This is a genomic window from Bradyrhizobium canariense (assembly GCF_900105125.1).
Classification (GTDB): Bacteria; Pseudomonadota; Alphaproteobacteria; order Rhizobiales; family Xanthobacteraceae; genus Bradyrhizobium; species Bradyrhizobium canariense_A.
Window position 1 is genome coordinate 1667803 of the sequence record NZ_LT629750.1, and the last position, 26361, is coordinate 1694163.

Here is a 26361-nt window from a genome sequence, read left to right on the forward strand (position 1 = left end):
CAGATTGCACGCTCTAAGTGCGTTTTAATGTCTTTAAACAGTTAAAACTGCCTAAAGTATTTTCTTGTTGTTTTTTCGCATGGGCTGATGATGGCCCGGTTGAAGCAAGTCGGCCGGGCTTCTCGCTTGCAACGATCTGTAACGAGCATCAATGGAGGACTCGAATGGCGATTGATTTCACAATGTCCGCGGAGCAGCGGAAAATTCAGAAGATGGCGCGGGAGTTTTCGGAAAACATCTTGGCTCCCGTCATACCCGCGTCGGACAAAGAACCGGATCCGATGCTGGCTTATCAGAAGACCAAGGGCGCCTATATCGAGGCCTATAAGGCCGGGATCGCCATGGCAATGCTGCCCAAGGAATACGGAGGCGCCGGCTTGTCATGCTTGGACTATGTGATCGCGTGCGAGGAAATCACCTCCATTGACCCCGGATTTGCCTGTACCTGCCTCTGCAACGGTCTCGGACTGATGCCTGTCCTTTGGTACGGCAGCGAAGAGCAGAAAAAGCGCTTCTTGGGCGCCGCGACTTCAGATCCAACTGGCACTTATCTCAGCGCCTGGACAGCCGGCGAACCTCCGGGCGGCACCGGTGGAACTGCGAATTTCGACAGCCCTCTTCCAAAAGCGGGAATTGGGATGACGGCAGTCAGGGAGGGTGACCACTTCGTCATCAATGGAAAAAAGAAATGGTCGTCGTCTCCCGGTTGGGACGGATTGGGGACCAACACCCAGACTGCGATCATTCGAACGGACAGCAGCGTCGGTGGAACGGAAGGGTTGTCAGCGATCGTCATTGAACGTGGCACGCCGGGCATCACATGGACCTTCCTCAACAAGGAAGGTCATCGCACCACCTCGAACGCGTTCGTCGTATTCAAAGATGCGAAGGTCCCGGTCGACAATCTGCTGCCTGGCGCGGTGGGAAACGGTGACCTCGTGATCAATCGCAACTTCGCCTGGTCCGGTCCGGTGGCTGCCATTGCCGCGGTCGGCGTGGCACGAGCGGCTTACGAAGACGCGCTGAAGTTCCTCAAAAAGAACACGGCTGGATCGCTCACTCCGATCATTCGCTTCCAGAACGCCGGCTATATCATGGGCGATGTTGCTGCAAAGATCGAATCCGCTCGCTATTTTGCCTGGCGGGCTGCCGATTACCTCGACAAGCATTCGCAACATGCCGAACTTATCGGTGCAATGTGCAAGATCAATGTGACCGAAACCATGATCGATTGCGTTTACAAGTGCATGCAGATCGTCGGCGTGAACAGCCTCAGCACCGAGTACAAGTTCGGCAAGTATCTTCGCGAGGCTTCCATATTGCCGATCTATGACGGCGGCAATATGGGCATGCAGCGCCGCCGCGTGCACGGCATCATCGCGGATGAAAACTTCAACCCCCGTGCGATCATGGACGACGACTTCGTGAAATTCGAGAAATCGATGGAGGCGATCGGCACCGTCGCCGATCCCGTATCGAAGTCCCGCGGCATCATGCAGGCGGCGGAATAAAGATCAGGGACCGGTCGGAAACGGCCGGTCCCCTCGTTTTCCGAGACTACATTCCATCTCAGTTCGCCGACCAGGGCTTGCGCGATGGCGCGACCGATGCCGTTTCCCACCCCCGTCGCGAACGCTGCTTCGCGCGCAGGTCGCACGGATCGTTCAGCGGGCTCACGTCGCTGTTGACGATCTCGGCGCGCGCTTTTGCTGTTGCACCCTGCGTCCTTAAGGCCCTGCCCCGCGCTTCAGAGATCATCCAGCTCGGGCGGATCGAACCAGTTCGTCAGCGACAGGCCGCCGTCAACCACGATCGCAGCACCCGTGACGTAGGCCGACACCCGGTTCGACAGTACCGCCAGTGCCATCGGTGCGAGGTCTTCGCTGCGGCCGAGCCGGCCGAGCGGGATGTGTTTCGCCAGCGATGGATCGGCGACGAAACCGCCCGCGGCGATCGCGCCGGGCACCAATGCGTTGACCCGGATTCCAAAGCGGCCAAATGTCTTGGCCAATTCCCTGACCAGCATCGCCATGGCCGCTTTCGCCGTAGAATAGTGCGGCAGGTTGCGCGGCGTGCCGGCGTGGAGCGAGGTGAGCAGCAGGAACGAGCCGGGCTCCCGGGCTGCGATGAGTTTTCGCGCCAGTTCGCGCGCGAGGTGAAAGCCGGCGTCGATATTCACCGCATGCATTTGCTGCCAGGTCTCCCGGCTCACCGCAAATGCGTGATCGGTCTCGCGACGCGGAGGGGACGCGCTGTGAACGAAGTGGGTCACCTGCCCTACCGCCGCTTGCGCATCTGCAAGGAGTGCATCGCATGCTTCGCGCGTTGAGAGATCGCCGACCCAGGGCACCGCCAGTTCCGGACGGGGCGACGCTGCCACCGCAGCCGCCACTCTTTCTCGATCCACATCAGCGAACACCGTTCGCAGGCCTTCGCCGACCAAGGCTTGCGCGATCGCACGGCCGATGCCGTTTCCCGCACCGGTGACGAGAGCGGCCTCACGCGCGGGATCGAAGGGAGTGTTCAGCAGGCTCATGTCGGTCGGGCTCCGGTGGGTTATGGCGGCGATACGTTACCACCCGGCCACGATGCGAACATCCTGGGCGCCCCAATTGTACTCTCTTGTCGCCGTATTTTCCGGATACTGCGGCCGGATAGAACCGGAGGGGACGCGAATGAAAAAGACAATCGCTGTCATGGCCTTGGCTCTGTGGCCGGTTTCATCGGGTGCCGTCGCACAGGAACGTGCAGGCGACGCCGCGCTCGGCGCATTGTCGGGCGCTGTGGTGCTTGGACCGATCGGCGCCGTCGCCGGCGCGGTCGTGGGTTACACGGCCGGACCGTCGATTTCGCATTCGTGGGGAACCAGACGGTCAGGCACCGCCCGCCGCGGGCGAAAACCCGCTGAGCAGGACGCGCGCGCATCCATGGCTGACGGTCAGCCTGCGCCGAGGAACCAGGTCAGTCCGCCGACGGCCACGCCGGTGCCGCCCGCTGCTCCCAGAGCTGCTTCCACGGCTCCGCCGGTGCAGGGTCTGGAGTGATGCGTATTAGTTTCGGCAACGCGCGAAGGGTAGATCAGCCCCCGCTCTTCGGCAATTTGTCGGTCAAGATATCAATCTTGTGAATGGCGGGCGACTTGGCGAAGAGGTCGGCCGCTCTTGCCATCAGCGCCGCGGCGACCTTTCCGTTCAGATGAGCCGCGCGCCCGGCTTCATCATTAAACGTGTCAAAAATCGCGAATGACGATGGACCTTCCTGGATCGCGTACCAGCTGACGGTTCCAGCTTCCGCTTGCACCAGCGGCAGAGCCGAACGGAGAAATTCCGCAACCTCCATTTCCTTGCCAGGCTTGGCTTCAAGAGGCACGTACAGCGCAAGCTTGCTCATGAGACACTCCTGTTATTTGATTGAATCCGTCAACAGGCGTGATCGCGCCTGGACGCGAAACACTTTAACGGGCCGCCTCGGTCGAAAGTTCCATGATTGCCTGTCGCAGTTCGTTGCCGGGTTTGCGCAGCATAATCCGTCAGCGATCGTGACGTTGCGCAACACAGCTCGCTGTGGCGCCCTACGAAATTACCGGGCGGCCTGCGTCGTCACCGCCGGCGCCGACCGAATTTCCGGAACATTAAGCAATTCGCGGCGAACCACTCATCGCAGCAAAAAATCGTCATATTCCTCGTTGAAAAATCGCTTCACGACGCCGTAATTGCTCTCGGACGTCAGTTCCAGCACGCGATCGATCAGACCAAGCAAGGCACGCAATCGTGCTCGTCGAACAGGCTCATTACGATCGGATTTCACGACAAAATATATTTCATTCTAGGCTTGTTGTTCGGATTAAGCCTAACAGGTCAATCTGAAAAATACGACAACAACGACTTCCCTCTTAAGGTATCGTTGTTCAGGACTCGATTGGGACATCTGGGCGGGAAAATCCGTGGAAAAAACAATTGCTGCCAAACCGACCCGGTTTGGCCAACGCAAAGTCGTGCCGCGCGCTTGTGTCGCCGATCCAAAGAGGCACGTTCGAGCATTTCTTTGTGAGATGCTTGAAGAACTCGGATTTACCACCTGTGAGTGCTCTCATTCACACGAGGTAGCCGTGGTATCCAACGCGGAACTGCCTGACCTTTTCTTGCTTGGTTTTCCAGGTGAGGGAGTGGAAGCAGCCAAGGTTCTGCAAAGCCTGGCCGACGAAGGATTCCAGGGCCAGGTGCTTCTCGTCGGTCCCCGCAATTCACTTGCATTGTCAGCGCTTGGGCAACTCGGAGCGAAGCTTGGCCTATCGATGCTCCCGATGCTGGCGACGCCCTATGGCGAAAAGGAATTGCGAGCGAGTTTAGCTGATTTTGTACCCATACAACCGGCACCGCGTCCGCCGGTCGATGCCGCCGAGGCCCTTCATAAGGGCTGGCTCGAACTCTGGTATCAACCCAAAATAAACATGCAAACTCTATCCGTGTGCGGCGCCGAGGGTTTGGTTCGCATTCGACATCCCCATTGGGGGATCGTATCCCCGGCCTATTTCATACCCGATGACGGGGATCCCCATTTTGCTGCGCTGTCCGAGTTCGTTATCACCCAAGCAATGGCCGATTGGCATAGCTTCGTTTCCGAATCGAACGCCATTGAACTTGCGATAAATCTTCCGCTTTCATTCCTCACAAGCACCGGCTCGTTGAAGACCCTTGAGGGCCTGCTTCCCAGGCATCCGGCGTTCTCGGGAATGATTGTGGAGATCAACGGCACGGAAATTGTTCGTGACTTGAAGGCGGCAAAGGACATCGCGGACCAACTCAGGTTTTACAACATCGGTATTTCCGTTGACGATTTGGGGACAGAGTGGCCCTTGCTTTTGGATCAGGACGAACTGCCATTCCTGGAGCTAAAGGTTGATCGGAAATTTATCGAAGGGTGCGCACATGATCGATTGAAACAGACGGTCTGCCGCAGGATTTTGGAGTTGTCCGATGAATTGGGAACACGGACGGTTGCTGAGGGAGCCGAGACCCGCGACGATTTCCTCGCTGTGCGGGAAATGGGTTTCGACGTCGCCCAAGGCTACTATTTCGGGAAACCGATGGAGCGGAAGAAGTTCGCGCGGCACACTTTTCGTCGCTCGGCAGGGGTGGTCGCCGACTAGATTTTTGCTAGCGCGAGGCACCTCACCCTGTTTAGGCGGTCATTGACCAAACAGCCTTTACTCCACAAGAAGGCCACTCGCGAGAAGGCGATAGTAATACTGGCAGCCGCGCTCACGACGCCCCCGCGCAAGCACAACAGCGGGATGCTGGTTTGCGAGGAAACACCTGCGCGGTTGCAACTGGCAGAGTCGGATACGAAAGCGGCTGCCAACCAAAGCGGCCTATTTCATCCTCTAAATTTTTAATCGCCTTGTTAAGATTAACGCTATTCGGAGTTCACGAGGGATTTCCCGATCAACTGGCTATTCCGGATGCCACTTACCGACCATCATGAGTTCTTGCGACAAAAAAGAAACGACCGAGTCAGCGGTCTGGTTGGAATTTCTCATGATCGTCGTTTTAGTGGCCTTGACCATGAGCGCTTTAGTTGGATTGGCTACGGGCTTGGTGTTTCGGGTGTGGGCGATTTTGATAATCGCGCCGCTCATCGCATTCATCTCAGCCATTGCTCTCGCGACTCGCGGCTTCGGATTTTCGAGCGGTGTGCTCGTGACCGTCGCTTGTCTTGTCGTCAGCCAGTGCGCCTACCTGGTCGGTTCATTTCTGGTGTCCCGGGCCGATATGGCAGACTATCTAGCGGACGACGTGCTCGATGATCAGCCAGGCGACTATCGCGAGCCCAACATCGCCGACGAGCAACAAGAGGAGCGCCGCCAACATCCATCGTGGCCCCCTCCGCCTGAGGCGTGACACTTTTGAACGCTGCGACGGCCGAGGCAACCACACGCGGCGATGGGCCCTTCTGTCGATTAAGCGACATGTCGTGTCGCTTTGAGACATGGTGAGGTTCATTGTGGCACATTTTCCTTGTTGATTTCCGGGCTATGCGGAACTTCAGCAAGGGCGGTGCCACTATGATCAGCGCTGGCGACCGAAGGCGATGTGGCGCCGGCCTCACTTCCCGGTTGCTGATGCCGCTGATGTGCAAGGCGTCAGGCCAGCCGTGAACCAAAGCTGGTGCGCCTGGAACGCTGCCGCGCCCGCGAAGCGCGGCAACTTTTTACGTCCACGGCCTTGAGCCAAGCGAAATCCCGAACATTAAACAGCCCGCCGCGGATCATCATCGCAAAAAAATCGCCACAATCCTTTTTTGAAACGAATTGGTTTCAAGATAAGGAGCGCCTTCTATGAAGATTGGAAAAACGGTCATCCTTGGCTCTGTTGCCGTCCTGGTCATTCTGACATCGCCCGCGCTGGCGAAGAATACCAATACCAAGACGGGCGACAGCCCATCGGCTTCGTCGTCCTGCCACGCCTACGAACCGCAAGCCAATGGATCATTCACGGAACTGCCGTGCCAGGAGGTCGGTGCCGGAAGCCAAACGCAGCACAAATCCGCGGCGAAAAGCCCGGACGAAGACCCGCGCGGGCGCCGCGCCGTTCGTTGAGTGCTTGGTGTTTGCGAGCGAGAGCCTGCCCCGGACTTGATCTGGGGCGGGTAGCGGTTGGCGTGAAGAAAACGCCTCAAAACAAAGTGCGATTTGCCCGGCGGGCTGTCAGGTGATTTGGCTGTCCGCCCCCGCTCGCAAAATTGTTCGCTTTCCCCTTCGGTAGAAGCGTCGCTATAAGCCGCGCCGTCCCATGCTGCGCGAGGGGCGTATCGCGATCGTCACGAACGCGGGGCGGGATCGGCGGACGCAGCTGCGTCAGGCGCAATAGCTACCATCGCGCGCGCATTAGCTGTTACGCCCTACCTAATGCCATTGAACCGGAGGATCTGCGCAACGAGATCGGCGAATCCTGCGCACTCGCCGTGCTCGACGAGACCGAAATCGTCTATGCGTTGCGGTTGCCGGCGCGACGCATTTTGTCGGCCAATCTCGGCATTGGCAGCCGCCTTCCCGCACATCTGGCGTCGCTCGGCCGCGTCATGCTGGCATCGTTGTCCAAAGACAAGCGGGCCGCCTATCTGCAGTCGGTCGAGTTGATGCCGGTGACCGCGCGCACCGTCACGGACCCCGACGTGCTCGACAAGCAGCTCGATCTTGTGGAAGCACAGGGTTACGCGTGGATCGATGGCGAGCTCGATCCGGCTATTTGCGGCATCGCCGTGCCGCTGCGGGATCACGCAGGACGGGTCGTTGCCGCCATCAGCATCAATACGATTTCAGGCATGGCGAGCGAAACGCAGGCAAAGAAGAAATTTCTGGTTCCTCTCAAGCGGACCGCACAGGACATCCGGACTCAAATGGTGGCTGTGAGACAGCCAGCGTTTTAGCCGCGGAAGCACGACGTTCAATCGCGCCGCGCGTCCTGCGAACTCCCCTCACCTCAACTCCGCAGCCCCGGCGCCTCCTGCCCGGTGCGCGCAACGTATTCGGTGTAGCCGCCGCCATATTGGTGGATGCCTTCCGGCGTCAGCTCCAGCACACGATTGGAGAGGGCTGCCAGAAAGTGCCGGTCATGGGAAACGAACAGCATGGTGCCTTCGTATTCCGATAGCGCGCCGATCAGCATTTCCTTGGTTGCCATGTCCAGATGGTTGGTGGGTTCGTCCAGCACCAGGAAGTTCGGGGGATCGTAGAGCATCTTCGCCATCACCAGCCGCGCCTTCTCGCCGCCCGACAGCACCCGGCATCGCTTCTCGACATCGTCGCCGGAGAATCCGAAGCAGCCGGCCAGCGCGCGCAGCGAGCCTTGGCCGGCCTGTGGAAATGCATCCTCCAGCGACTGGAACACCGTGCGCTCGCCGTCCAGCAGATCCATCGCGTGCTGCGCGAAATAACCCATCTTCACGCTGCCGCCGATCGCCACCGTGCCATCGTCGGGCTCCGTGGAGCCCGCCACCAGTTTGAGCAGCGTCGACTTGCCCGCGCCGTTGACGCCCATGACACACCAGCGCTCCCGGCGGCGCACCTGGAAATCCAGCCCGTCATAGATGCGTCTGACGCCATAGCCCTTCTGGACCCGCTTCAAGCTGACCACGTCCTCGCCGGAGCGCGGCGCCGGCAGAAATTCGAACGCCACGGTCTGGCGGCGCTTTGGCGGTTCGACGCGTTCGATCTTCTCCAGCTTCTTCACCCGGCTCTGCACTTGCGCTGCGTGCGAAGCCCGCGCCTTGAAGCGTTCGATGAATTTTATTTCCTTGGCCAGCATCGCCTGCTGGCGCTCGAACTGGGCCTGCTGCTGCTTTTCGTTCAGCGCGCGCTGCTGCTCGTAGAATTCATAATTGCCCGAATAGGTCGTGAGCTGACCGCCGTCGATCTCGATCACTTTTGTAACGATGCGGTTCATGAACTCGCGATCGTGCGAGGTCATCAGCAGCGCGCCTTCGTAACCCCTCAAGAACTGCTCCAGCCAGATCAGGCTTTCCAGATCGAGATGGTTGCTCGGTTCGTCCAGCAGCATGGCATCGGGACGCATCAGCAGGATGCGGGCAAGCGCCACGCGCATCTTCCAACCGCCCGACAGCGCGCCGACGTCGCCTTCCATCATCTCCTGACTAAAACTTAAGCCCGCGAGCACCTCGCGCGCCCGCGTCTCCAGCGCATAGCCGTCGAGTTCCTCGAAGCGCGCCTGCACCTCGCCGTAGCGCGCGATGATATCGTCCATATCATCCACGCGATCCGGATCGGCCATCGCGGTCTCGAGCTCTCTCAGCTCGGTCGCGACTTCGCTCACGGGGCCGGCGCCGTCCATCACCTCGGACACCGCGCTGCGGCCCGACATCTCACCGACATCCTGGCTGAAATAGCCGATGGTGACGCCGCGATCGACCGCCACCTGTCCCTCATCCGGCAGCTCCTGGCCGGTGATCATCCGGAACAGCGTGGTCTTGCCGGCGCCGTTTGGACCGACCAGACCGACCTGCTCGCCCCTCTGGAGCGCCGCGGAGGCCTCAATGAAGAGAATCTGGTGACCTTGTTGCTTGCTGATGTTGTCGAGACGAATCATGGAGACCTGAGCAGGAGGGGAGTTGGAAGAGTTGCGCCGTCTCTAAGCCATGCGGCGCGGTTGCGGAAGCCCGCCGGGCGCGGGTCAGCCAATGCAGCGCGTGGGCGCGTCCGATGACAAATTGGCGACATTCAGGAACTGAACCGGGCGCGGTAGTCCTGCGGCGTGGCTGATAGCACCCGCAGGAAGCTGCGGCGCATGGTTTCCTCGGAACCGAAGCCGCAACGCTGCGAGATCCGCTTTACCGGCAGGCGTGATTCCGACAGTAGCCGCCGTGCCGCCTCCACCCTCAGCCGTTCGACCGCGCGGGCCGGCGTCAGCCCGGTCGCCTCCGCATAGTGCCGGCTGAAACTGCGCTCGCTCATCCCGGCCTGACCGGCCAGCCTCGGAAGCGAAATATCGTCGGAGAGATGCTTGTTGATCCAGTCATGCAGCGCGCCGAATTCATCCTCCGCCGATTGCAGCGACAGCGCGGCGCTGAACTGCGCCTGCCCGCCCGGGCGCTTGAGGAACACAACAAGATAGCGCGCCACCGCCAGCGCCGCCGTTCGGCCGAGGTCTTGCTCCACCAGCGCCAGCGCCAGATCGATGCCGGCCGTCACGCCGGCCGAGGTCCAGACCGAACCATCCCTCACGAAGATCGGATCGGATTCGACACGCACGGCGGGGAAACGCCGGGCAAGCTCGGCGCAAACCGACCAGTGGGTGGCCGCCCGGCGTCCATCGAGCACGCCTGACGCGCCCAACAGGAACGCACCGGTGCAGACCGAAGCGACACGACGCGCTTGCCCTGCCCGCCGCCGCACCCAGTCAACCAGCACCGGATCGGCGGTCGCCGCTTCGACACCGGGGCCGCCGGCAACGATCAGCGTATCCAGCGCCGCGCCGATCCGCGGCAACGGACGGGTCGCAATTCCAAGCCCAGCAGAAGCCGTGACGCCCTGCCCGCCCTTCGCCACCACATCGAGAACGTAAGGCGGCTTCCCTCCGGCCTCCCTGACGAGATCGTTGGTGGACGCAAACACCTGTAGCGGCCCCGTGACGTCGAGCAGTTGCACGGACGGATAGGCCAGCACTTCGATGACGCGCGCGGCACTTGTTTGAGAACTTGGCGGAAAACGAGGGGACTTTGGCATTTCCGCCAGAGCCTGCCCGCGTAAGTTCGCCTTGTCCACCCCAAACCTCCGGAGCAGCCCGTGATCCCGCATGACACGCATTTGCAGATCGGTTCCCTATTGTTCGAGGGGCTTGACCAGATCGATCTGACCGGCCCCTTCGAGGTGCTGTCGCGCATCCCGAACTCGACCTATCGCGTCTATGGCAAGACCGCCGCACCGGTTCGCGACCTGAAGGGGTTGCGGCTGACGCCGGATGCAGCGCTGTCGGATGCTCCGCAGCTCGACGTGCTTCATGTGCCCGGTGGCTTCGGCCAGGAAGCGCTGATGGAAGATGCCGAGGTGCTGGACTGGATCGCGCGACAGGCCGCAGGTGCGCGTAGCGTTTTCTCGGTGTGCACGGGCGCGCTTCTGTGCGGCGCAGCCGGTCTCTTGAGAGGACGCCGGGCGACGACACACTGGGCTTCGTTTCATTTGCTGCATCTGTTCGGCGCCATCCCCATCAACGAACGCGTCGTCGTGGACGGTAATTGGGTCTTTGCCGCCGGTGTCACCGCCGGGATCGACGGCGCCTTGCGTCTGGCGGCCGAATTGCGCGGCGACGACGCAGCCCGGGCGATCCAGCTCTACATGGTCTATGCGCCGGAGCCGCCGTTCGACAGCGGCACGCCCGAGACTGCGCCCGCCGCCATCCTGGCACAGGCGCGGCAATCGGTCGCCGGCATCACGGCGCAACGCGAGGCGACCGCCCGGCGCATCGCTGCCCGCCTCGGCATCGCGCTCCCCGCCGTGGCTGCGGAATAAACCCGTCTCCCATCCCGAAAACTCAAGGAGAATGACATGACCACGATGACATTTACCAAAACCGCACCGCCGCAATGGCTGCTCGATATGTGGAAGGAAATCGACGACAAGACTTTTGGCAAAGGCTTTGACTGCTTCGCCGAGGACGCCATCTGCAATCTCGGCGTCGCCGACTGGCACGGTCGCGAAACCATTCGCAACAATCTGCGCGCGTTCATCGACAAGGGGTTTACCGCCCTTCACGATGTCGTCGAATATTGGGACAGCCCGTCGCTGAAGATCTTTCGCGGCACCGTCACCATGAAGTTCGACGATCCGAAATTGCCGATGGTCAAGCCCACGATGACGCATTTCTTCTACATGGACAAAGCCGATCCGACCAAGGTCAAGCACTGGTACGGAGCAGTGGGCCCGACTGGCTTTTAAGTCGGCGCGTCAGCCCGCAGGGCGGATGGACCTGCGGCCGCGCAAAGCGCGGTCGCTGATCATCTCATGCTAACGCGGCAGTTTCACCTTGAAGATCGTAAACGGACCGGAGCGCGGCAGGTTGTTCTTGAACGCGATTTCCCACAGGTGGGAATCGGCGATGTAGAGGTAGCCGCCGCTGATCGCAAAACCGTCGGCCCAGGACAGTTTGGATGGATCGCTGACGAAGACCTTGGTGTTCAGCGTGTGGCTCGGCGTCCTCGTTATGGCAACCACGGTGCGATTTTCCAGATCGCCGCCATAGAGCGTACCGTGCTGATCCATGATGAGCCCGCCGCTCAGCACTGAACTGCCGAGATACTCGACTTTTTTGGCAAGCTCCGTCTCGGACAGTCTGGCATCGCGCAGGGCCGACGCCGGCACGCGCCAATAATTATGATCGGTCAGCGGCCGGTAGTAGAGCCATTGCGTATCCGGCGACAGCGCGATGCCGTCGGCATGGATCGCCACCACCGAGCCATCCGGGCGCAGCGCGATTTCCTTGCCGAACATCAGATGCTGCTTGGGATCGGCGAAGGTAGAGCGGTCGCCGACCAGCACCTGCCGGGACTTTCCGGTCTTCAGATCGAGCACCACCAGGCTGCCCTTGCTTCCAATATTGGTGAGGTAGGCATAATGATGCGCTGTGTCGATGCGCAGATCGTTCAGCGAGTCCTTCGCCGAGACCACGCCCTTGAAATCATACTGCCGGATCACTCTGTTGGTGGAGAGGTCGAACTCGACCAGCTTGGGCGGCAGGCGATCCTGATCGAGTTTCGACAGTGACGAGTCGAGCGCCCAAAGGTGATCCGCCTTGTCGACCCACAGCGCCTGAACGGAAATCCATTCCGACTTGGCATCTCCCTGCTCGTTGAAATTGTTCCAGGCCGCGTCAGGATATGGCGTCACTGCACCGGTCCTGGGATTGACCTCGACCATGCTATAGCGGGAACGAACTTGGGAGGATGGTGCGGTCGCGAACACCCTGCCCTTGGCCGAGACCCCGATGCCGACCAGGCGAAAATCGTCTTCAAACGCCTTCACGGTTTCCAGCGGCGGACCAACCTTACCGGGATTTTCCTGACCGGCATTTTGCGCCACCGCGGGTGTTGCGGCGAGCACGCCCGCGAGCGCAAGAATTCCAAATGGCGCATAGGCCAGACTGACTTTCACCATCGGCATCAATGCCGCTTGAAATACTGCACGTCGCGTTCGTGCTTCTCCGCCGCCGCCCGCGATTTGAAGGTGCCGAGATTGCGGCGTTTGCCGGTTTTGGGATTTACCTTCCGTGAATAAAGCCGGTATTCGCCCGATTGCAATTTACGGATCATGGGACTTGCCTCACCAAAGCTGCCACTCCGGATCAATCGAGAATGCGGGCGAGTGTTCCCGTTGAAATCATAAATTTGGAGCGAGGAGCGCGGGTATCGGTCGAACCCGCGCGCTTCGAGGGCCGACTAACGGGGCCCGTACCTGCATTTCCCGGGACCGATGACCGAGATCGAGAGAATCATGACCGATGCCGCACGCTTGCCATTGAAAGACGCAGCTTACGCGCTGTAGCGGCGGAGCCCGAGGCTGGGCACCCTTGAGAATAAGCCGATGACGGCTGAAGAGCGGGCTAAAGCCACTGCCACGCCGATGGCAAAAATCATGGCCTGGATCAAATATGAGCACGAGCGCGCCGAGGACGGACGGACCTTCGACCGGCTGAAACGCGCCCATCCTGAAGCCACTGACGCAGACGCGAAGCAAGCGATCATCGCTGCGGTGAAATTCGACGACGACTGCTTCAAATATTTTTCAAAAGAGCGCACGGACTTCGGAGAAAGAATCGAGCGTGCCGTGACGCTGGCCGCGAAGGACAATCCCGGCTTTCTCGAAAGCACCTACCAGTTGGCTAAATTCTACGTGAGCTATTACATGAAATAAATTGCGACACAGATCATCTCCGGAAACGGATGATCCAACATCTGAGAATTCTCGCGCTTATGCGCGGCGGTCACTGCCGGATACTGCGCTTCGCGGGGTTTGGCGGCGGCTTCAACGCAGGCGGCTGAGCGAAAGCCCGTCGCCTAAAAACAAAGATTGGTGACGAAATTCCCGCGCTTGTCCTTGATCACGTAGGGGCATTCCATTCGCTTCAGCGCCTTTTTGGCATCCTCGTCGCCGAGTGCGGCGGCGCGTTCGTAATAGGCCTTGGCGGCGGCCGAATCCTTCGGCCCGCCGCGCCCCTCTTGGGTAAACGCACCCATTCGCTCCAGCGCGCCGGGATGATTTTGCGCGGCCGCCTTTTCGAACAAGCTGCGCGCGCCGGCATCGTCCTTGGCGCCGCCGCTGCCGTCCGCCAGCATCAACCCGAGCTGATACTGCGCCTCAGCATTGGTCTCGGCCGCCTTCGCCAGCATTTCCCGCGCCTTTGCCGGGTCCGACGGTGCGCCGCCGGCGCCCGAGAGCGCCGCAAGATTGCTGACGCCACGCGGATTGCCGCCTTGCGCCGCGCGCTCGAACAATTTGCGCGCCTGCTCGTCGTCCTTGGCGACGCCGGCGCCGGTGGCGTAGAGCACGCCGAGCTCAACCATCGCAGAGGTCGAACCCTTGTCAGCTGCCTTGCGCCAGGTGGCCGTCGCTTCCGGCAACTGCTTGTTGGCGGCATAGGCGCGTCCGAGCTGGAACAGCGCGCGCCGCGATGAGGCGCCCGCGACCTTGCAATATCGGATCGCAGTCGCGATGTCAGACGGCGCGACGTCAGGCACGCCCTTGACGTCGGCCGGCTTGTCCGGATCGGCGGGGTCGGCCGCGACCCGGTCGCACAATACGAGATCGGCGGATTGCGCATGAACCAGCGACGGAAGCACCATGACGGCGAGAACCGAAACGGTGACGCAGATTGCAGCGAGTGAACGCGTATAAGATCTTTTCATCAGGACGCACATTTTGACGGACAGAATTTGCTTTGAAGTCGGGGCGGATTCAAGGCTCCAGCCCGGACTCGCGGAGCACTGGCGCCACCTCGGGTGACGCGAGATATTTCAACAACGCGTCAGATTGTTCTGCCCGGCTCGATGCCGCCAGCCGCCCGCCGGAAAACCAGGCGGGAGTTTGCAGGTGCAGCGGGATCGGTCCGACAAGCTCGATGCCCGAGACCAGCTTCAATTCGCTGAGCTGCTGGACCGCGATATCAGCTTCGCCGCTGACCAGCCGTTCGGCGGTGAAGCCAGATGGAATGACCACCGCGCGGGCATTGATCTCGGACGCAATCCCCATCCGCTCGATCAATTGCGCGAAGAAAATGCCGCTGGCCCCCAAGCGCGAATAAGCCACCGACCGGGCCCCGAGCAGCGTTTTGCGCAAGCCGGCCTCGGTTGTAATATCCGGCTGCTCGGCGCCGGCCTTTACGGCGAGGCCGACAAAGGAACGCGCCAAATCGGCGCAGGTGCTCGGCACGACGGTTCCTTTCACGGCGAGATCGTCGAGCGCTTCCTTGGTCAGGATGACGACATCCGCGTTCTCGCCGTTGCGCAGACGCTCCAGCAACCCGAGCGTCGGGGCGAAATCGGCATCGATGCGCATTCCCGTGTCGGTTTCAAATCGATCCGCGAGATTGCGGACCGCGCCCATCAGGGCGAGCGTCGAAAGCAGGCGAACAACATTTTCCATCGGTAACCTTTTTCAATCGGCAGCATTCAGTCAATGGCTCCGAGCCCAAGCTTCGCGCTAGGCCCGACGCATCAGCTTTAGCACGGCGGTCAGCCGAAGGCTGCGCTTGCCGGCCAGGGCGGTCGCCTCCAATAGCGCACCTTGATCGTCGCAGGTGCCGGAAAAACCGATGCCGACCTCATAGCCCCCAAAAATCAGGTGCTCGCCTTTGGCCGGCGTATGTTCCTGATTGAGGATCTGGCCCTTCCAGCGGCCGTTCTCCGAGGTGTAGGTCCCCAGATAATAGAAGAATGCATCGCCGCCGAGAATGCGGCCGTCATTGAGCAGCATGACACCGGTCAGACCACCATCGAGACCGTCGAGCAGCCGGATGTGGACGGAATAGAGCCCATTGACGATGCCACCCTCGCCCACCGCGCCAACGGCAGGCATGATCTCATCCTCGATCGGGGTCATGACCGAGCGAAACACCGCTCCCGGCATCTGCGGCGAAGCGCCCTCGAAGCGATAGATGTCACCATCTGCGGCGCCCCGCACATTGATCGTGGCAATGTCGGCACCGAGCAGCGACTTGTAGCTGGGATCTTCGTTATGGCGATGGCTGGTGATCTCGGAAGTCACGACGCCATCGACCTCCTGACAGCTGCCGTAATGCGCGAACGCCGAGTTGCCGCCGAGCATGCTGCCGCCATGGACGTACATCACACTCCGGCCGACTGCGTCGTTGACCTGAAAACGGACTTTGTAAAATCCCTCCAGCAAAAACCGTGTCCCTCAGCAATTCAAAATCCACTCTATCGCGTTTTTGAGCGGAGTGGACGCTGGTTCGCGTGAATAAAACGCATCAAACAAAGACTGGCGCGGATCGCAGCCCGGAAAATGATGCTGAGGCCGGACTTTTTGAAGCATCCAGCGCTCGTGTTCCGCGAACAATATATGGCGAAAAAAGACCAGCCCTAACGGGGCAAAGCCACCGCCGGCTGGTCGAGGTTTCGCTAGGAGGAGAGGCGCAGACACACCCGCTTGGAAGCGGGTATCACGGCCTGGACGCGCCAATATCCAGACCGTGATTGCCGAACGTCTTAGGCTGCAGCTTTCGCGCCGGTCGGAACCGATGCAATCGTCTTCAGGATCTGTGACGCGATCTGGTAGGGGTCGCCTTGCGAATTCGGGCGACGGTCTTCGAGATAGCCCTTGTAGCCACTGTTGGCGAAGCTATGGGGAACGCGGATCGAGGCGCCGCGGTCGGCAATGCCGTAGCTGAACGTATCGATCGACGCCGTCTCGTGCTTGCCGGTCAGACGCATATGATTGTCCGGTCCGTAAACCGCGATGTGATCGGCACGGTTGCTCTTGAAGGCTTCCATCAGCTTCTCGAAATACTCCTTGCCGCCGACTTCGCGCATGAACTTGGTCGAGAAGTTGGCGTGCATGCCGGAGCCGTTCCAGTCGGTGTCGCCGAGCGGCTTGCAGTGGAATTCGATATCGACGCCGTACTTCTCGGTGAGGCGCAGCATCAGATAGCGGGCCATCCACATTTCGTCGGCGGCACGCTTGGAGCCTTTGCCGAAAATCTGGAATTCCCACTGGCCCTTGGCGACTTCCGCGTTGATGCCTTCGTGATTGATGCCGGCGGCGAGGCAGAGATCGAGGTGCTCTTCGACCATCTTGCGCGCGACATCGCCGACATTCTTGTAGCCGACACCGGTGTAATACGGCCCCTGCGGCGCGGGATAGCCACTTGTCGGGAAGCCGAGCGGACGACCGTCCTTATAAAAGAAATATTCCTGCTCGAAGCCGAACCAAGCGCCTTCGTCATCCAGGATCGTCGCGCGCTTGTTCGAGGCGTGCGGCGTCTTGCCGTCGGGCATCATGACTTCGCACATCACCAGCGCGCCATTGGTGCGCGCGCCGTCCGGATAGACCGCGACCGGCTTCAGCACGCAATCGGAGCTATGGCCTTCGGCCTGCATGGTCGAGCTGCCGTCGAAGCCCCACAGCGGAAGCTGTTCCAGTGTCGGAAACGAAGCGAATTCCTTGATCTGTGTTTTGCCGCGCAGATTCGGTACCGGCGTATATCCGTCGAGCCAGATATACTCGAGCTTATACTTGGTCATTGAGCCTCTCATATTGACGATGCGAAAGGTGGGGAAACGAAGCTGATCGGTTGCCCCACGCGTACCCGGCCATCCTCGGCCAAACCTTACCTAGCATTTAATGTGCCAATCCGCCGCACTGCGAAAACCGGCCGGACGGCCAGGGACCCGTGCTGGTATCGAGGCTGCCTCCGGCAATTGAAGGTGCGGCAAAGCCGCGCGGCTCTTGCCTCGGCCGAGCGATAAAATCCCGTGAATGACAGCGGATTCGCGCCCGATTCTGCGGCAGTCCGGCCCTGCCCGGTCCGGGCGATTAAAGCGGCGTCAGTTGTCCGCAACATCTGCCACGAAGTTCAGCTCCGATCGGCAACTTCGTCTCCGCTCAAGCGTTAGTCAGGGAATCCGTGCCTCGCAGGAAGCAAAGCCAGAAATGCCTACGAATTAGACATCAAATGATTTCGTTTTGATCATATTGCATCCACGGGAAGCACGGACGATATCGAAGTTGGTAACCGCTCGCGAACGAGTCGGGCGCACCATGAAGCCTAGGCGCTTCGACATAAGGAGACGAAGACCATGAATACGAGTGTGAATCACGGGCCCGCCAAGATCTACCAATTCCCGGCCGGGGGCCGCTCAGCTCTCGGCGGACGGCGCTACGAAGGAGCTAAAGCCACGGACGAACTGGCCTCGTCGCGTCTCAATGAAGCTGACTGCAGCGATAGCTGGTATCACCAAGCAGCCATCCAGGAGTCCAAACCGGCGTGGGAGCGTTAATGCCAGACGCAAGTTCGACGTCGGCGCGCTGTCGCCGGAGTTGGTGGATAACGAGAACTGAAAAAGGGTCGAAACAAAAGCGTTTCGGCCCTTTTTATTTTGCGCAGGCTTTTATGTCGGCTCACAGGTCGTTGTCGGCCGAAACGGGCGCCTGACCATAACGCCCGTCTTCGTCACGGTCAGTGTGACACCCTCGCCCGAATAGCGCTGGCCGGAGGAAAACGTAAAGCGCCGGGCCAGCGTCGCCGCCCTGCCGTCAATCTGCAGATGGGCCCGGGAATCATACGGATAGAACGCGGCAATGAAGCGCGTGCCGTCGGCGCAGTGATAATTTTCAAACGTCTGCGCGGATGCCGGAGCCGGGCCTATGGCAACTTCCGCAACCAGACATGCCGCGCCGAACAGAAAGCCGGCTCCTCGCCGATTCATGCTGGTTCCCCAAAGTCAGTTACAATAAAAAGCTCCTAACCAATTACGGGAGGCGAGTATAGATCGCGCCGCCGCATACGATTACGGCTCGCGGTCATTTGTTCGCCGCAGACGCCCTGATCTATCGTTTAGACGCATTTTCTTCACCCGCCCTGGTACCCACTTCGCCTGAAAACGCGATAGGATGAGCAGATGCCAGATTTTCCCGTCCGTCACTTCGACCTCGCCGGCGCCAGCAATTTTCGCGATCTTGGCGGATATCCCGGGAGAGACGGCCGCATGGTCCGCTGGGGGCAGATCTTCCGCTCGAACCATCTCGGCCATCTGACCAAGGCCGATATCGAAGTGCTGCGCGGCCTGAGTTTGAAAAGCGCGTTCGATTTTCGCGGCACGGAGGAACGGGCCGCGGCGATCTGTGCGCTCGAGGAAATCACGGTTCATTCGCTGCCGATCGAGCCGACGGTCGTCGCGTCGCTGCGCGCGCGGCGCGCCAACGGCACGCCGCTGTCGCCGGCAGACGGCCTCGAGGTCATGCGCGATTCCTATCGCAACTATGTGCGTAAAAATACGCCACGCTTCCGCGTTTTGTTCGCGCACCTTCTGGGAGATCACGCGCCGCTGGTGATTCACTGCACGGCCGGGAAGGATCGCACAGGGTTCGCCTGCGCGCTGATCCTGCACGCGCTTGGCGTGGCGGAGGATGTCATTGCTGAAGATTATCTGCTCACCAACCGGTTCTACCGGCGCGACCCCTCCGCCAGCAACGATCTGCCCGATGATGTCAGGCAGGTGCTCGGGTCGGTCGAAACATCTTTTCTTGGCGCCGCGTTCGATACCATCTGCGCCGATTATGGCGACCTCGGGGGATATCTGAGCGATGGTTTGGGGCTTGGCGCTGACGAGCGCGCAAGGCTCCAGGCGCGCTATCTGGAATCCTGACTCCCCCTGCCCGCGCTGATCGCCCGGCCGTCAGGGCGGCTTAGGCCGCCGCTTCCAGCTCCGCGTCGAGATCGGCAATCACGTCCTCGAATGCCGAGATCGCCTGCTGAACGGCCGCAATCTGAATCAACTCCCAGCCGCTGACCGGACCATTGCGATTTTGCAGGGCGACAATCAAATCCCGCCGCTGTTCCTTCAGTTGAACGAGCGGTAAACCATGATCAGGCAGATGTCTCATGATGATATTCCCCCCTTTTGGACTGGACCGCATCGAGCTATAGCCGACCGATTCTGCGATCCAATTACAAAACTCCAACAAATTTTAACGATTGGGCCCGATCCGTATTCCTACGTGGACGCTTGCGTCTCCACGGCTTGCTTGATCGCGCCATCAAGCGCCAGAGTGACACCCTCGGTGGCCCAATCGCTCATATGAAGCTGGGAAGGGTCGTTTGGATCAATCAGTCCGGCGATCGGGACCCCGCCATTGCACCAGGACTGCATGAGCGCGAAACGACGAAACAAATTCACACCGGTGCGCGCGTGGTCGGCGACAGCGGTCGCTATCAGGGACACCATCTGCTCGGCTAATTTGATCTTGTCGGGATTCACGACCGCCGTCGTGTATTGCAGATCCATCAGGATCACATCCATCGGCAAACCCACCAACTCATCGAGCCCGGTTGCCATCGCCTGTACGACATCGCTGAGCTTGAAATCCTTGTCGCGATAGACGGCGTTGGTGCCGACCTGCCAGATCACCAGCGCCGGGTTTTCGTCCAGAACATCAGCTTTGAATCGTAAGACTTCGTTGGTGGCTTCCTGTCCACCGACGCCCCGATTCAGCACGTCAATCATCTGATTTGGATACCGCTTTCGCAACGCCAGTTCGAGCCGGGATGGAAAAGGCTCGATATTGCCCTCGCCCACAGTCGACGACGACCCGATGGCCACGATCTTCGTGTGGCCGGCCAATTTGAGACTGTTCCTCAAATTCGATAGAGGGTATTCGAAGGCGATGGGATTGGCGGCCGGTGGCGCGTCAGACATCTGAGTCTCCTCAATATCCGTTGCGGGAGATGCCCGGTGATGCCGTATCTGAACGTGAGATATCGCAGCATTGCAAATGAATTTCGCTTGGCGGTACAGTAAATCCTGACGCGCGCTCACCTGGAGATCCATCATGGACGGAAAAGTCATCGTCGTGACTGGCGCCTCGGGCGCGCTCGGCAAGGTGGTCGCAGAGGTGGCGCTGGCGCGCGGCGCGCGCGTCGGCGGCGTGGACCACGCAGCGTCGCAGGTTGCGGCAACGCCGAACCGGATCGAGCTTGGCGGCGTCGATTTGACCGACGCCGCTCAGGCCAAGAAGGCAATCGACACGGTGGCGTCGCATTTCGGCAGGCTCGATGCACTGGTCAACATTGCCGGCGGATTTGCATACGAGACGGTTGTCGAGGGCGACCCAAAAACCTGGCAGCGCATGTATGCGCTCAACGTCATGACCGCGCTCAATGCATCGCGAGCGGCGATCCCGCATCTTGCGGCGTCCAGCGCAGCGCGGATCATCAATGTCGGCGCGATGGGCGCGCTGCAGGCCGGCGCCGGCATGGGCCCGTATGCCGCTTCCAAGGCCGGTGTGCATCGCCTCACTGAGGCGCTGGCTGCAGAATGGAAAGGCAAGATCACGGTCAACGCCGTGCTGCCGTCGACCATCGACACCGCAGCCAATCGCGCCAGCATGCCGAAAGCGGATTTCGCAAAATGGGTGACGCCACAAGAACTCGCCGACGTCATCCTGTTTCTCGCCAGCGATGCCGCCAGCGCCGTTACCGGTGCCCTGCTGCCGGTGAGCGGACGGGTCTAGCGGTTCCAAATACCGCCCGCTCAAGCACTTTGCGCAAATTCGGCTAAACTCCGGCCATTGAGTCGCGGCCTCTCTCGCCGCCGGAGCCTGATCGTTGGAAACCGCGCTTTACCTGCCCGTCAAACGCTTTCTGGAAAAGCTCGGCTTTACGGTCAAGGGCGAAGTCGGCGGCTGCGATCTGGTGGCGCTGAGCAGCGACGAGCCGCCCGTCGTGGTGATCGGCGAGTTGAAGCAGAGCTTTAATCTCGAACTGGTGCTGCAAGCCGTCGACCGCGCCGGAGCGTGCGACGAAGTTTGGCTGGCCGCCAAAATGTCCGCGCGCGGCAAGGGGCGCGAGAGCGACGCGCGCTATCGCAATCTCTGCCGCCGGCTCGGTTTCGGCATGCTCGCAGTGACCAATACCGGCGATGTCGAGGTGATCGTCAAACCGCCGACGACGAGCCCGCGCCGCAATCCGAAGAAGCGCTCGCGCCTGGTCAGGGAGCACCAGCGCCGCAAGGGCGATCCAGCGCTCGGCGGCAGCACGCGCGCGCCGATTATGACAGCCTATCGCCAGCAGGCGCTGGCCTGCGCGTCGGCGCTGTCGCAGGGGCCGCGGCGGGTGCGGGACCTGCGGCCCGATATTCCGGACGCGCCGAAAATTCTGCTGCATAATGTCTATGGCTGGTTCGACCGTGCCGAGCGTGGCATTTATGTCCTGACCGATGCCGGACATGCCGCGTTGAAACGCTGGCCGCAGCAGCCGGTGGATCTCTCGGGCACTGGGGACTCAGCGCCGTGACGATGAGGCGAGACCGGAAAGGCGGGAGTGCAACATGATCGTCGTGACCGGCAGCATTACCGCGCGCCATGATTCGTTCGACGAGATCAGAAAACTGAGCCTTGAGCATGTGCATCGCTCGCGAAAAGAGCCTGGATGCATATTTCACGCCGTGCAGATCGACTGCGAAAACCCGCTGCGGCTGGTGTTCATTGAACAATGGGCCGACCGTGCCGCGCTGCAGGCCCATTTCGCGGTGCCGGCTTCCCGCGAATTCGTGCGCGCGCTGCAACCGCTCGCCGCGGCGGCTACGACCCTCGAACTCTACGATGCGACCAGGTTGGAAAAATTGTAATGCATAGCTGTATTGCCATGCCAATTTCATATTGCAATGCAACATGTGTGCTTTTAGGTAGTGCCGCATCACAGTGAGGCCCCGATGAGCGAAGACTGGAATACGAAGTACGGAACCCGGCGCGTGCGGCGCGACCCGCCGACGCTGGATGAGGCTATTTTCGCGGCCATCGGCATCACCGACGATCAGGAAGCACAGGCCGAGATCGCGGCATCCCTGATGGGGCTGCCGCTCGAAACCGTGCTGCCCGAAGTGAAGAAGGTCGCACGCACGGCCGCGCGCTCGGCGACACGGGTGATCGCGGGCGAACAAGGCGCTCAGCGCTCGATCGTGGTCGAGCGTCGCGTCGTCAGGAAATTCGGCAACGACAAGCGCACCGGGACCTGACGCGGGTCGATCCGTTTGAGCTGCTGGTTGATCCGAGATCGGTCAATAGGCCCCCCGGGCGACTGGCTTCGGTCAGGCCGCCCGGCCCCAGCCATACATTCGCAACAGCATCCCCCAATACGCCCGGTTGAAACCGGCGATGGCGTTTGCCGCATCGATCGCGCTTGCGATCGCGGGTAATGCAGATGCTGGCTGACCTTGCCTGGTGAGATCGATCGTCCCGGTGGATTCGCCGTGGCGGAAGGCCAGATGCGCACCGAACTTGTGCGCCAATGCCCGCATCGCGTCATTCTGCGCGCCCGTGGTGATCCGCAGGCTCCGGTAGCCCTTCGCGCGCGCGTCGGCGATCAGTTTTCGGAACAGGATGCTGCCGACGCCACACCGCCGTACCGAGGCTTCCACGCTGAACGCGATTTCCGGCTGCGAATCCGGCGATTGCTCGGGCGGATGCAATTCTGCAGCGCCACGCACCACACCGTCCTCCAGATAGGCGATGATAACAGTGCCATCATCGGCGCATTTCCGGGCGTAACGTTCGATGAAACGGTCGTCCATGAAGCCGTGAAAGCGGTCATGACGGCTTGCCCGGTCGAGCCGCAAAAGATGATCGCGCAGCAGCGGTAGTTCTTGCCGGCGCAGCGTCCGGACGCTGCCTTTAGCGCGCGTCGAACCAGTCGTGTCTTCGTGGTGCAAGTCATAACTCCCCGTGGATAGCCCTCGAGGAGGCGTCGAATCCCTAGACCTCTGATATTGTGCATCGCAGCACGAATTTCAAGATCGCGATCTGAGGTTACGGCAGCTATCACGGGATGTTGGTTAAGGCCGTGCGCACCGGCTGTCAGAGCACCATTTGCGTCTGCGTCACTATCGCGACAAGCTTGCCCTCCCCGGTCTCTAGCCGGGTTTGCCAGACCTGGGTACGCCGTCCCCGATGCACCGGCGTTGCGGTCGCGATGATCGTCATGCCTTCCTTGGCGCCGCCGATAAAGTTGGTCTTGCTCTCGATCGTCGCCGTTCCCTTGGCATCCTCGGGCAAATTGATCACGGTCGCCGCGGCGCCAACCGAATCCGCGAATGCCATGACCGCTCCGCCATGGATCGTATGGTTGAGGGTGCACAGGTCGGGCCGCACCAGCATCCGTGCCACCACGCGGTCTTTTTCCGCCTCGACGAAGGTTACCCCCTTCAATTCGGCAAACGGCATTTTCATCGACTGGATTTTTTCAAGCAGCGTCATGATCCCTGATTTCCTCGCGTTTTTCTTTTTCCAGCCTCGTAGGTGATACGCCGGATATGAAAATCACCATAGCCGCTTGCGATGCGGTGGTGCGAGAGGGGTTTGGGAGGATACCCATCTGCCAGGCTTCAACGACTTTTGGGGAATGTATCGGTGCCGCGAGGGATAAGACGTGAACTCAATCCTTCAACGTAAATTTCTTGCGCAACTCGGCCGCGATCTTGTCAGCGAGTTCCTGCACGTTTCTCGAATGCTTTGGCGCAGTAACCACAGTCGGGCGCCAGCCGAGAATTGGATCTCTGCGCACTGATACGAATACACCGCCGATCACGAGTCTCTGAAGGATCATTTCTTCGAGCTCGACGTCGGTCTTTCCTTCTTTTTCCACGGGATCCCGTTCTTCGCCCGTTGAGAATTATCGGCTAAAAATTTGACGATTTTGCGAATTTTCCGCGCCAGGGAAGCCGGCTACCAACCACGTTGACCGAACCCGGCTCTGGTTGCTTGGGCAATACGTCCTGCGGGGGCAGACGCTCCACTCTGCCTCGGCGCGGGCTCATTCGGCTTGCGGTGGCTCTCGCCAAGCGGCGACGGCGTCCAGCCCTCCAGATCGCCGCTCGGCCAAAACAACAGAACAAAACCGAGCACAACGTTGATCAGCAAACCAACAATCGTTCCCTGATGAGAGTGTCCGATCGACCATGAAGGAATCTTGATCGCAACAAGGCGGTCAACGATGGCGATCGCGATCCATGCCGGAATAACGCACACGGGATCCCATCCGATATCGCGGATGCGAATCGCCTGCAGGGAAAAAGTGGCAAAGAAAAAAATGACGCCCGTAACGATCACCGGCCACGTCATCAAATCATCTGCGGACAAATGAATGCCCTTCGGGGTGTGCTCGAACATATAACCGGCAACCGCAAACGCGATGGCGGTCATGACCAGGGCCAGGCCGATCGTAATCAGGAAAAAGTACAGCCGGCCGATCCGAGCATTAAAACCGAACAGGAAACCCAACATTGGCTCATCCTTTCGAGCCAACTGGACATAAATTGATTTCCGCGCGGTGAACCGCCCTTGGTATCGGGATATTTATGGTTTCCAATCGCTTGCCGGGTTTGCCGCTTGTTGGGCCTAAAGCGGTGAGATCGGCGCGACCGCCGCCAACCGATGAGGCGGTACGCTCAGTGCCTCGCCCAGGTAAAATATCGCCGATCCCAGCAAGGCGAGCATGACGATCATCAACAACATGTTCATGCGCTCGGGATCGTGTCCACCCTTGTAAATTCTAGGTCTCATTGTTGGCACTCCCGGTAGGACTGCCCGCAACCAAGTCACGCCGATTGCGCCTTGTTCCGAAGGCGTCACATTAAATCCTCCATGCGATGCAGCAAGTGCAATGCGAAATTCACCGCGCACGCAATCAACTTCCCACCGGCTAAGGCCTGGAGCTTCGATCGATACAGTGACACGCGATTTGTTATTCGGCATATCGTCGGCCATGCACCAATTCCCTCCCCGCCGGATTGTCTGTCTCACGGAAGAAACCGTGGAAACGCTGTATCTGCTTGGCGAGCAGGACCGTATCGTCGGTGTCTCCGGTTATGCGGTACGGCCGCCGCAGGTCAGGCGCGAGAAGCCGCGGGTATCGGCGTTTATCTCGGCGGACATCCCGAAAATCCTGGCGCTGCAACCGGACCTGGTTCTCGCCTTCTCGGACCTTCAGGCCGATATCGTCGCCGATCTCGTCCGCGCCGGCATCGCGATCCATGTCTTCAACCAGCGCGACATCGCCGGCATCCTGGCGATGATCCGCACCCTCGGCGCGCTCGTTGGCGCGGCCGAACGTGCCGATCAGCTCGCAACCACCTATGAGAATCGTCTCGCAAACGTCGCGGCGGTCGCCCGGCCGTCGCCGAAGCCAAACGTCTATTTCGAGGAATGGGATGAGCCCTTGATCAGCGGGATCGGCTGGGTATCCGAACTGATCGAGATCGCCGGGGGTAAAGACATCCTGTCGAAATTGCGATTTCAGCAGGCTGCGAAAGACCGGATCATTTCACCGGATGTCGTGCGCGACGCCGCGCCGGACGTCATCCTGGCATCATGGTGCGGCAAGAAGGTTGTGCCAGACAGGATCAAGAACCGACCAGGATGGAACGAGATTCCAGCCGTTCGCGACGATCGCATCGTCGAGATCAAGTCGGCGCTGATCCTGCAGCCCGGTCCCGCCGCGCTGACCGATGGATTGGATGCGATCGTCGCGGCGCTGTGGCCCGGATCCGTGAAGACGTAGGGTGGGCAAAGGCGCCGTTCGCGCCGTGCCCACCTATTGAAAACGGCGGGCTTGAGAAATGGTGGGC

General features: G+C 60.3%; 34 protein-coding genes. 16 read left to right on the forward strand and 18 right to left on the reverse strand.

The annotated features are described in order from the left end of the window. The first annotated feature begins 17 nt into the window (after nucleotides 1–17). On the forward strand, nucleotides 18–1511 hold the full coding sequence (locus BLV09_RS08155; RefSeq protein ID WP_244548999.1) for an acyl-CoA dehydrogenase family protein: 1494 nt from the start codon (nucleotides 18–20) through the stop codon (nucleotides 1509–1511). 236 nt (nucleotides 1512–1747) lie between these two features. Here BLV09_RS08155 and BLV09_RS08165 read toward each other — a convergent pair whose 3' ends face one another. Continuing rightward, complete coding sequence (locus tag BLV09_RS08165; RefSeq protein WP_146686918.1) at nucleotides 1748–2536, reverse strand: SDR family NAD(P)-dependent oxidoreductase; 789 nt, start codon at nucleotides 2534–2536, stop codon at nucleotides 1748–1750. Nucleotides 2537–2675: 139 nt separating this feature from the next. Here BLV09_RS08165 and BLV09_RS08170 point away from each other — a divergent pair, with 139 nt between their 5' ends. Continuing rightward, the gene (locus BLV09_RS08170) at nucleotides 2676–3044 is read left to right on the forward strand and encodes a DNA-directed RNA polymerase subunit N (RefSeq protein ID WP_146686919.1); all 369 of its coding nucleotides are present in this window, start codon (nucleotides 2676–2678) and stop codon (nucleotides 3042–3044) included. A gap of 34 nt (nucleotides 3045–3078) precedes the next feature. On the opposite strand, the gene BLV09_RS08175 is transcribed toward BLV09_RS08170, so the two are convergent. Beyond that, nucleotides 3079–3390 (reverse strand): putative quinol monooxygenase, encoded by a 312-nt coding sequence (locus BLV09_RS08175; protein ID WP_146686920.1) that lies wholly within the window; start codon nucleotides 3388–3390, stop codon nucleotides 3079–3081. A 553-nt stretch (nucleotides 3391–3943) separates the two neighbouring features. Here BLV09_RS08175 and BLV09_RS08180 point away from each other — a divergent pair. The 4 genes from BLV09_RS08180 to BLV09_RS08195 all read left to right on the forward strand — a co-directional run bounded on the left by BLV09_RS08180 (nucleotide 3944) and on the right by BLV09_RS08195 (nucleotide 7428). Next, the gene (locus BLV09_RS08180; protein ID WP_244549000.1) at nucleotides 3944–5149 is read left to right on the forward strand and encodes an EAL domain-containing response regulator; all 1206 of its coding nucleotides are present in this window, start codon (nucleotides 3944–3946) and stop codon (nucleotides 5147–5149) included. 388 nt (nucleotides 5150–5537) lie between these two features. Further along, entirely contained in the window at nucleotides 5538–5900 is a 363-nt protein-coding gene (locus tag BLV09_RS08185) for a hypothetical protein (protein ID WP_146686921.1), read from the forward strand. A 437-nt stretch (nucleotides 5901–6337) separates the two neighbouring features. Further along, nucleotides 6338–6598, forward strand: a complete 261-nt coding sequence (locus BLV09_RS08190; RefSeq protein ID WP_146686922.1) for a hypothetical protein — start codon at nucleotides 6338–6340, stop codon at nucleotides 6596–6598. A 143-nt stretch (nucleotides 6599–6741) separates the two neighbouring features. Next, nucleotides 6742–7428 carry an IclR family transcriptional regulator domain-containing protein gene (locus BLV09_RS08195; protein ID WP_146686923.1) on the forward strand — a complete coding sequence of 229 codons (687 nt, stop codon included), beginning with the start codon at nucleotides 6742–6744 and terminating at the stop codon, nucleotides 7426–7428. 53 nt (nucleotides 7429–7481) lie between these two features. Here BLV09_RS08195 and BLV09_RS08200 read toward each other — a convergent pair whose 3' ends face one another. Further along, nucleotides 7482–9104 (reverse strand): ABC-F family ATP-binding cassette domain-containing protein, encoded by a 1623-nt coding sequence (locus BLV09_RS08200; RefSeq protein ID WP_146686924.1) that lies wholly within the window; start codon nucleotides 9102–9104, stop codon nucleotides 7482–7484. Nucleotides 9105–9235: 131 nt separating this feature from the next. Further along, nucleotides 9236–10240, reverse strand: coding sequence for a GlxA family transcriptional regulator (locus BLV09_RS08205; protein WP_146691022.1), 1005 nt, complete (start codon nucleotides 10238–10240; stop codon nucleotides 9236–9238). A 60-nt stretch (nucleotides 10241–10300) separates the two neighbouring features. Between BLV09_RS08205 and BLV09_RS08210 the strand changes: the two genes are divergently transcribed. Continuing rightward, nucleotides 10301–11023, forward strand: coding sequence for a DJ-1/PfpI family protein (locus tag BLV09_RS08210; RefSeq protein ID WP_146686925.1), 723 nt, complete (start codon nucleotides 10301–10303; stop codon nucleotides 11021–11023). Nucleotides 11024–11059: 36 nt separating this feature from the next. Continuing rightward, a complete protein-coding gene (locus tag BLV09_RS08215) occupies nucleotides 11060–11449 on the forward strand; it encodes a hypothetical protein (RefSeq protein WP_100381529.1) in 390 nt (129 codons plus the stop codon). 69 nt (nucleotides 11450–11518) lie between these two features. Here the strand turns inward: BLV09_RS08215 and BLV09_RS08220 are convergent, their stop codons facing one another. Together BLV09_RS08220 and BLV09_RS08225 are read right to left on the reverse strand one after the other, a co-directional pair. Continuing rightward, nucleotides 11519–12664: an L-dopachrome tautomerase-related protein gene (locus BLV09_RS08220; protein ID WP_167558659.1), complete on the reverse strand. Its 1146-nt coding sequence runs from the start codon at nucleotides 12662–12664 to the stop codon at nucleotides 11519–11521. Nucleotides 12665–12669: 5 nt separating this feature from the next. After that, nucleotides 12670–12819 carry a hypothetical protein gene (locus BLV09_RS08225; protein WP_100381527.1) on the reverse strand — a complete coding sequence of 50 codons (150 nt, stop codon included), beginning with the start codon at nucleotides 12817–12819 and terminating at the stop codon, nucleotides 12670–12672. Nucleotides 12820–13090: 271 nt separating this feature from the next. Between BLV09_RS08225 and BLV09_RS08230 the strand changes: the two genes are divergently transcribed. Continuing rightward, nucleotides 13091–13420 (forward strand): hypothetical protein, encoded by a 330-nt coding sequence (locus tag BLV09_RS08230; protein WP_146686927.1) that lies wholly within the window; start codon nucleotides 13091–13093, stop codon nucleotides 13418–13420. Nucleotides 13421–13563: 143 nt separating this feature from the next. Here BLV09_RS08230 and BLV09_RS08235 read toward each other — a convergent pair whose 3' ends face one another. The 4 genes from BLV09_RS08235 to BLV09_RS08250 form a co-directional block, all read right to left on the reverse strand. Next, nucleotides 13564–14349 (reverse strand): tetratricopeptide repeat protein, encoded by a 786-nt coding sequence (locus BLV09_RS08235; RefSeq protein WP_146691023.1) that lies wholly within the window; start codon nucleotides 14347–14349, stop codon nucleotides 13564–13566. Nucleotides 14350–14461: 112 nt separating this feature from the next. After that, nucleotides 14462–15148 carry a substrate-binding domain-containing protein gene (locus BLV09_RS08240; protein WP_146686928.1) on the reverse strand — a complete coding sequence of 229 codons (687 nt, stop codon included), beginning with the start codon at nucleotides 15146–15148 and terminating at the stop codon, nucleotides 14462–14464. A gap of 57 nt (nucleotides 15149–15205) precedes the next feature. Beyond that, nucleotides 15206–15910 (reverse strand): hypothetical protein, encoded by a 705-nt coding sequence (locus BLV09_RS08245; RefSeq protein ID WP_100381524.1) that lies wholly within the window; start codon nucleotides 15908–15910, stop codon nucleotides 15206–15208. Nucleotides 15911–16230: 320 nt separating this feature from the next. Beyond that, nucleotides 16231–17265, reverse strand: a complete 1035-nt coding sequence (locus BLV09_RS08250) for a glutamine synthetase beta-grasp domain-containing protein (protein ID WP_100381523.1) — start codon at nucleotides 17263–17265, stop codon at nucleotides 16231–16233. 555 nt (nucleotides 17266–17820) lie between these two features. Between BLV09_RS08250 and BLV09_RS08255 the strand changes: the two genes are divergently transcribed. Next, on the forward strand, nucleotides 17821–18021 hold the full coding sequence (locus BLV09_RS08255) for a DUF2735 domain-containing protein (RefSeq protein WP_146686929.1): 201 nt from the start codon (nucleotides 17821–17823) through the stop codon (nucleotides 18019–18021). Between the two features lie 111 nt (nucleotides 18022–18132). Here the strand turns inward: BLV09_RS08255 and BLV09_RS08260 are convergent, their stop codons facing one another. After that, a complete protein-coding gene (locus tag BLV09_RS08260; protein ID WP_146686930.1) occupies nucleotides 18133–18450 on the reverse strand; it encodes a lysozyme inhibitor in 318 nt (105 codons plus the stop codon). 192 nt (nucleotides 18451–18642) lie between these two features. Between BLV09_RS08260 and BLV09_RS08265 the strand changes: the two genes are divergently transcribed. After that, the gene (locus tag BLV09_RS08265; RefSeq protein ID WP_146686931.1) at nucleotides 18643–19389 is read left to right on the forward strand and encodes a tyrosine-protein phosphatase; all 747 of its coding nucleotides are present in this window, start codon (nucleotides 18643–18645) and stop codon (nucleotides 19387–19389) included. Between the two features lie 40 nt (nucleotides 19390–19429). On the opposite strand, the gene BLV09_RS08270 is transcribed toward BLV09_RS08265, so the two are convergent. Both BLV09_RS08270 and BLV09_RS08275 read right to left on the reverse strand, forming a co-directional pair. Further along, the gene (locus BLV09_RS08270; protein ID WP_244549002.1) at nucleotides 19430–19627 is read right to left on the reverse strand and encodes a hypothetical protein; all 198 of its coding nucleotides are present in this window, start codon (nucleotides 19625–19627) and stop codon (nucleotides 19430–19432) included. Between the two features lie 110 nt (nucleotides 19628–19737). Then, nucleotides 19738–20574, reverse strand: coding sequence for an SGNH/GDSL hydrolase family protein (locus BLV09_RS08275; RefSeq protein WP_244549003.1), 837 nt, complete (start codon nucleotides 20572–20574; stop codon nucleotides 19738–19740). Here BLV09_RS08275 and BLV09_RS08280 point away from each other — a divergent pair. The 4 genes from BLV09_RS08280 to BLV09_RS08295 all read left to right on the forward strand — a co-directional run bounded on the left by BLV09_RS08280 (nucleotide 20573) and on the right by BLV09_RS08295 (nucleotide 22755). Beyond that, nucleotides 20573–21253 carry an SDR family oxidoreductase gene (locus BLV09_RS08280; RefSeq protein ID WP_100381517.1) on the forward strand — a complete coding sequence of 227 codons (681 nt, stop codon included), beginning with the start codon at nucleotides 20573–20575 and terminating at the stop codon, nucleotides 21251–21253. The two genes, BLV09_RS08275 and BLV09_RS08280, sit on opposite strands and share 2 nt — an antisense overlap. 94 nt (nucleotides 21254–21347) lie before the next feature. Next, nucleotides 21348–22034, forward strand: coding sequence for a DUF2161 domain-containing phosphodiesterase (locus tag BLV09_RS08285; protein WP_146686932.1), 687 nt, complete (start codon nucleotides 21348–21350; stop codon nucleotides 22032–22034). A gap of 34 nt (nucleotides 22035–22068) precedes the next feature. Beyond that, entirely contained in the window at nucleotides 22069–22368 is a 300-nt protein-coding gene (locus BLV09_RS08290; RefSeq protein WP_146686933.1) for a putative quinol monooxygenase, read from the forward strand. An 84-nt stretch (nucleotides 22369–22452) separates the two neighbouring features. Continuing rightward, nucleotides 22453–22755, forward strand: a complete 303-nt coding sequence (locus tag BLV09_RS08295; RefSeq protein WP_100381514.1) for a hypothetical protein — start codon at nucleotides 22453–22455, stop codon at nucleotides 22753–22755. 72 nt (nucleotides 22756–22827) lie between these two features. On the opposite strand, the gene BLV09_RS08300 is transcribed toward BLV09_RS08295, so the two are convergent. The 5 genes from BLV09_RS08300 to BLV09_RS08320 form a co-directional block, all read right to left on the reverse strand. Continuing rightward, nucleotides 22828–23448 carry a GNAT family N-acetyltransferase gene (locus BLV09_RS08300; protein WP_146686934.1) on the reverse strand — a complete coding sequence of 207 codons (621 nt, stop codon included), beginning with the start codon at nucleotides 23446–23448 and terminating at the stop codon, nucleotides 22828–22830. A gap of 145 nt (nucleotides 23449–23593) precedes the next feature. Continuing rightward, nucleotides 23594–23992, reverse strand: a complete 399-nt coding sequence (locus tag BLV09_RS08305) for a PaaI family thioesterase (RefSeq protein WP_146686935.1) — start codon at nucleotides 23990–23992, stop codon at nucleotides 23594–23596. A gap of 178 nt (nucleotides 23993–24170) precedes the next feature. Beyond that, nucleotides 24171–24380: a hypothetical protein gene (locus BLV09_RS08310; RefSeq protein ID WP_100381511.1), complete on the reverse strand. Its 210-nt coding sequence runs from the start codon at nucleotides 24378–24380 to the stop codon at nucleotides 24171–24173. Between the two features lie 80 nt (nucleotides 24381–24460). Next, nucleotides 24461–25018: a DUF805 domain-containing protein gene (locus BLV09_RS08315; protein ID WP_146686936.1), complete on the reverse strand. Its 558-nt coding sequence runs from the start codon at nucleotides 25016–25018 to the stop codon at nucleotides 24461–24463. Between the two features lie 114 nt (nucleotides 25019–25132). Further along, nucleotides 25133–25501: a hypothetical protein gene (locus tag BLV09_RS08320; protein WP_146686937.1), complete on the reverse strand. Its 369-nt coding sequence runs from the start codon at nucleotides 25499–25501 to the stop codon at nucleotides 25133–25135. Here BLV09_RS08320 and BLV09_RS08325 point away from each other — a divergent pair. After that, nucleotides 25500–26294: a cobalamin-binding protein gene (locus BLV09_RS08325; protein ID WP_146686938.1), complete on the forward strand. Its 795-nt coding sequence runs from the start codon at nucleotides 25500–25502 to the stop codon at nucleotides 26292–26294. The two genes, BLV09_RS08320 and BLV09_RS08325, sit on opposite strands and share 2 nt — an antisense overlap. The last annotated feature ends 67 nt before the right edge of the window (nucleotides 26295–26361 follow it).

Bases quoted from the DNA above. Each gene is read 5' to 3' on its own strand.
- BLV09_RS08240 (WP_146686928.1), bottom strand. From the start codon at position 15,148: ATGGAAAATGTTGTTCGCCTGCTTTCGACGCTCGCCCTGATGGGCGCG.
- BLV09_RS08320 (WP_146686937.1), bottom strand. From the start codon at position 25,501: ATGGCCGACGATATGCCGAATAACAAATCGCGTGTCACTGTATCGATC.
- BLV09_RS08255 (WP_146686929.1), top strand. From the start codon at position 17,821: ATGAATACGAGTGTGAATCACGGGCCCGCCAAGATCTACCAATTCCCG.
- BLV09_RS08325 (WP_146686938.1), top strand. From the start codon at position 25,500: ATGCACCAATTCCCTCCCCGCCGGATTGTCTGTCTCACGGAAGAAACC.
- BLV09_RS08220 (WP_167558659.1), bottom strand. From the start codon at position 12,664: ATGGTGAAAGTCAGTCTGGCCTATGCGCCATTTGGAATTCTTGCGCTC.
- BLV09_RS08185 (WP_146686921.1), top strand. From the start codon at position 5,538: ATGATCGTCGTTTTAGTGGCCTTGACCATGAGCGCTTTAGTTGGATTG.
- BLV09_RS08235 (WP_146691023.1), bottom strand. From the start codon at position 14,349: ATGGTGCTTCCGTCGCTGGTTCATGCGCAATCCGCCGATCTCGTATTG.
- BLV09_RS08315 (WP_146686936.1), bottom strand. From the start codon at position 25,018: ATGTTGGGTTTCCTGTTCGGTTTTAATGCTCGGATCGGCCGGCTGTAC.
- BLV09_RS08270 (WP_244549002.1), bottom strand. From the start codon at position 19,627: ATGAGACATCTGCCTGATCATGGTTTACCGCTCGTTCAACTGAAGGAA.
- BLV09_RS08230 (WP_146686927.1), top strand. From the start codon at position 13,091: ATGACGGCTGAAGAGCGGGCTAAAGCCACTGCCACGCCGATGGCAAAA.
- BLV09_RS08170 (WP_146686919.1), top strand. From the start codon at position 2,676: ATGAAAAAGACAATCGCTGTCATGGCCTTGGCTCTGTGGCCGGTTTCA.
- BLV09_RS08250 (WP_100381523.1), bottom strand. From the start codon at position 17,265: ATGACCAAGTATAAGCTCGAGTATATCTGGCTCGACGGATATACGCCG.
- BLV09_RS08175 (WP_146686920.1), bottom strand. From the start codon at position 3,390: ATGAGCAAGCTTGCGCTGTACGTGCCTCTTGAAGCCAAGCCTGGCAAG.
- BLV09_RS08190 (WP_146686922.1), top strand. From the start codon at position 6,338: ATGAAGATTGGAAAAACGGTCATCCTTGGCTCTGTTGCCGTCCTGGTC.
- BLV09_RS08205 (WP_146691022.1), bottom strand. From the start codon at position 10,240: ATGCCAAAGTCCCCTCGTTTTCCGCCAAGTTCTCAAACAAGTGCCGCG.
- BLV09_RS08265 (WP_146686931.1), top strand. From the start codon at position 18,643: ATGCCAGATTTTCCCGTCCGTCACTTCGACCTCGCCGGCGCCAGCAAT.
- BLV09_RS08280 (WP_100381517.1), top strand. From the start codon at position 20,573: ATGGACGGAAAAGTCATCGTCGTGACTGGCGCCTCGGGCGCGCTCGGC.
- BLV09_RS08260 (WP_146686930.1), bottom strand. From the start codon at position 18,450: ATGAATCGGCGAGGAGCCGGCTTTCTGTTCGGCGCGGCATGTCTGGTT.
- BLV09_RS08295 (WP_100381514.1), top strand. From the start codon at position 22,453: ATGAGCGAAGACTGGAATACGAAGTACGGAACCCGGCGCGTGCGGCGC.
- BLV09_RS08215 (WP_100381529.1), top strand. From the start codon at position 11,060: ATGACCACGATGACATTTACCAAAACCGCACCGCCGCAATGGCTGCTC.
- BLV09_RS08290 (WP_146686933.1), top strand. From the start codon at position 22,069: ATGATCGTCGTGACCGGCAGCATTACCGCGCGCCATGATTCGTTCGAC.
- BLV09_RS08275 (WP_244549003.1), bottom strand. From the start codon at position 20,574: ATGATGGATCTCCAGGTGAGCGCGCGTCAGGATTTACTGTACCGCCAA.
- BLV09_RS08200 (WP_146686924.1), bottom strand. From the start codon at position 9,104: ATGATTCGTCTCGACAACATCAGCAAGCAACAAGGTCACCAGATTCTC.
- BLV09_RS08305 (WP_146686935.1), bottom strand. From the start codon at position 23,992: ATGACGCTGCTTGAAAAAATCCAGTCGATGAAAATGCCGTTTGCCGAA.
- BLV09_RS08165 (WP_146686918.1), bottom strand. From the start codon at position 2,536: ATGAGCCTGCTGAACACTCCCTTCGATCCCGCGCGTGAGGCCGCTCTC.
- BLV09_RS08225 (WP_100381527.1), bottom strand. From the start codon at position 12,819: ATGATCCGTAAATTGCAATCGGGCGAATACCGGCTTTATTCACGGAAG.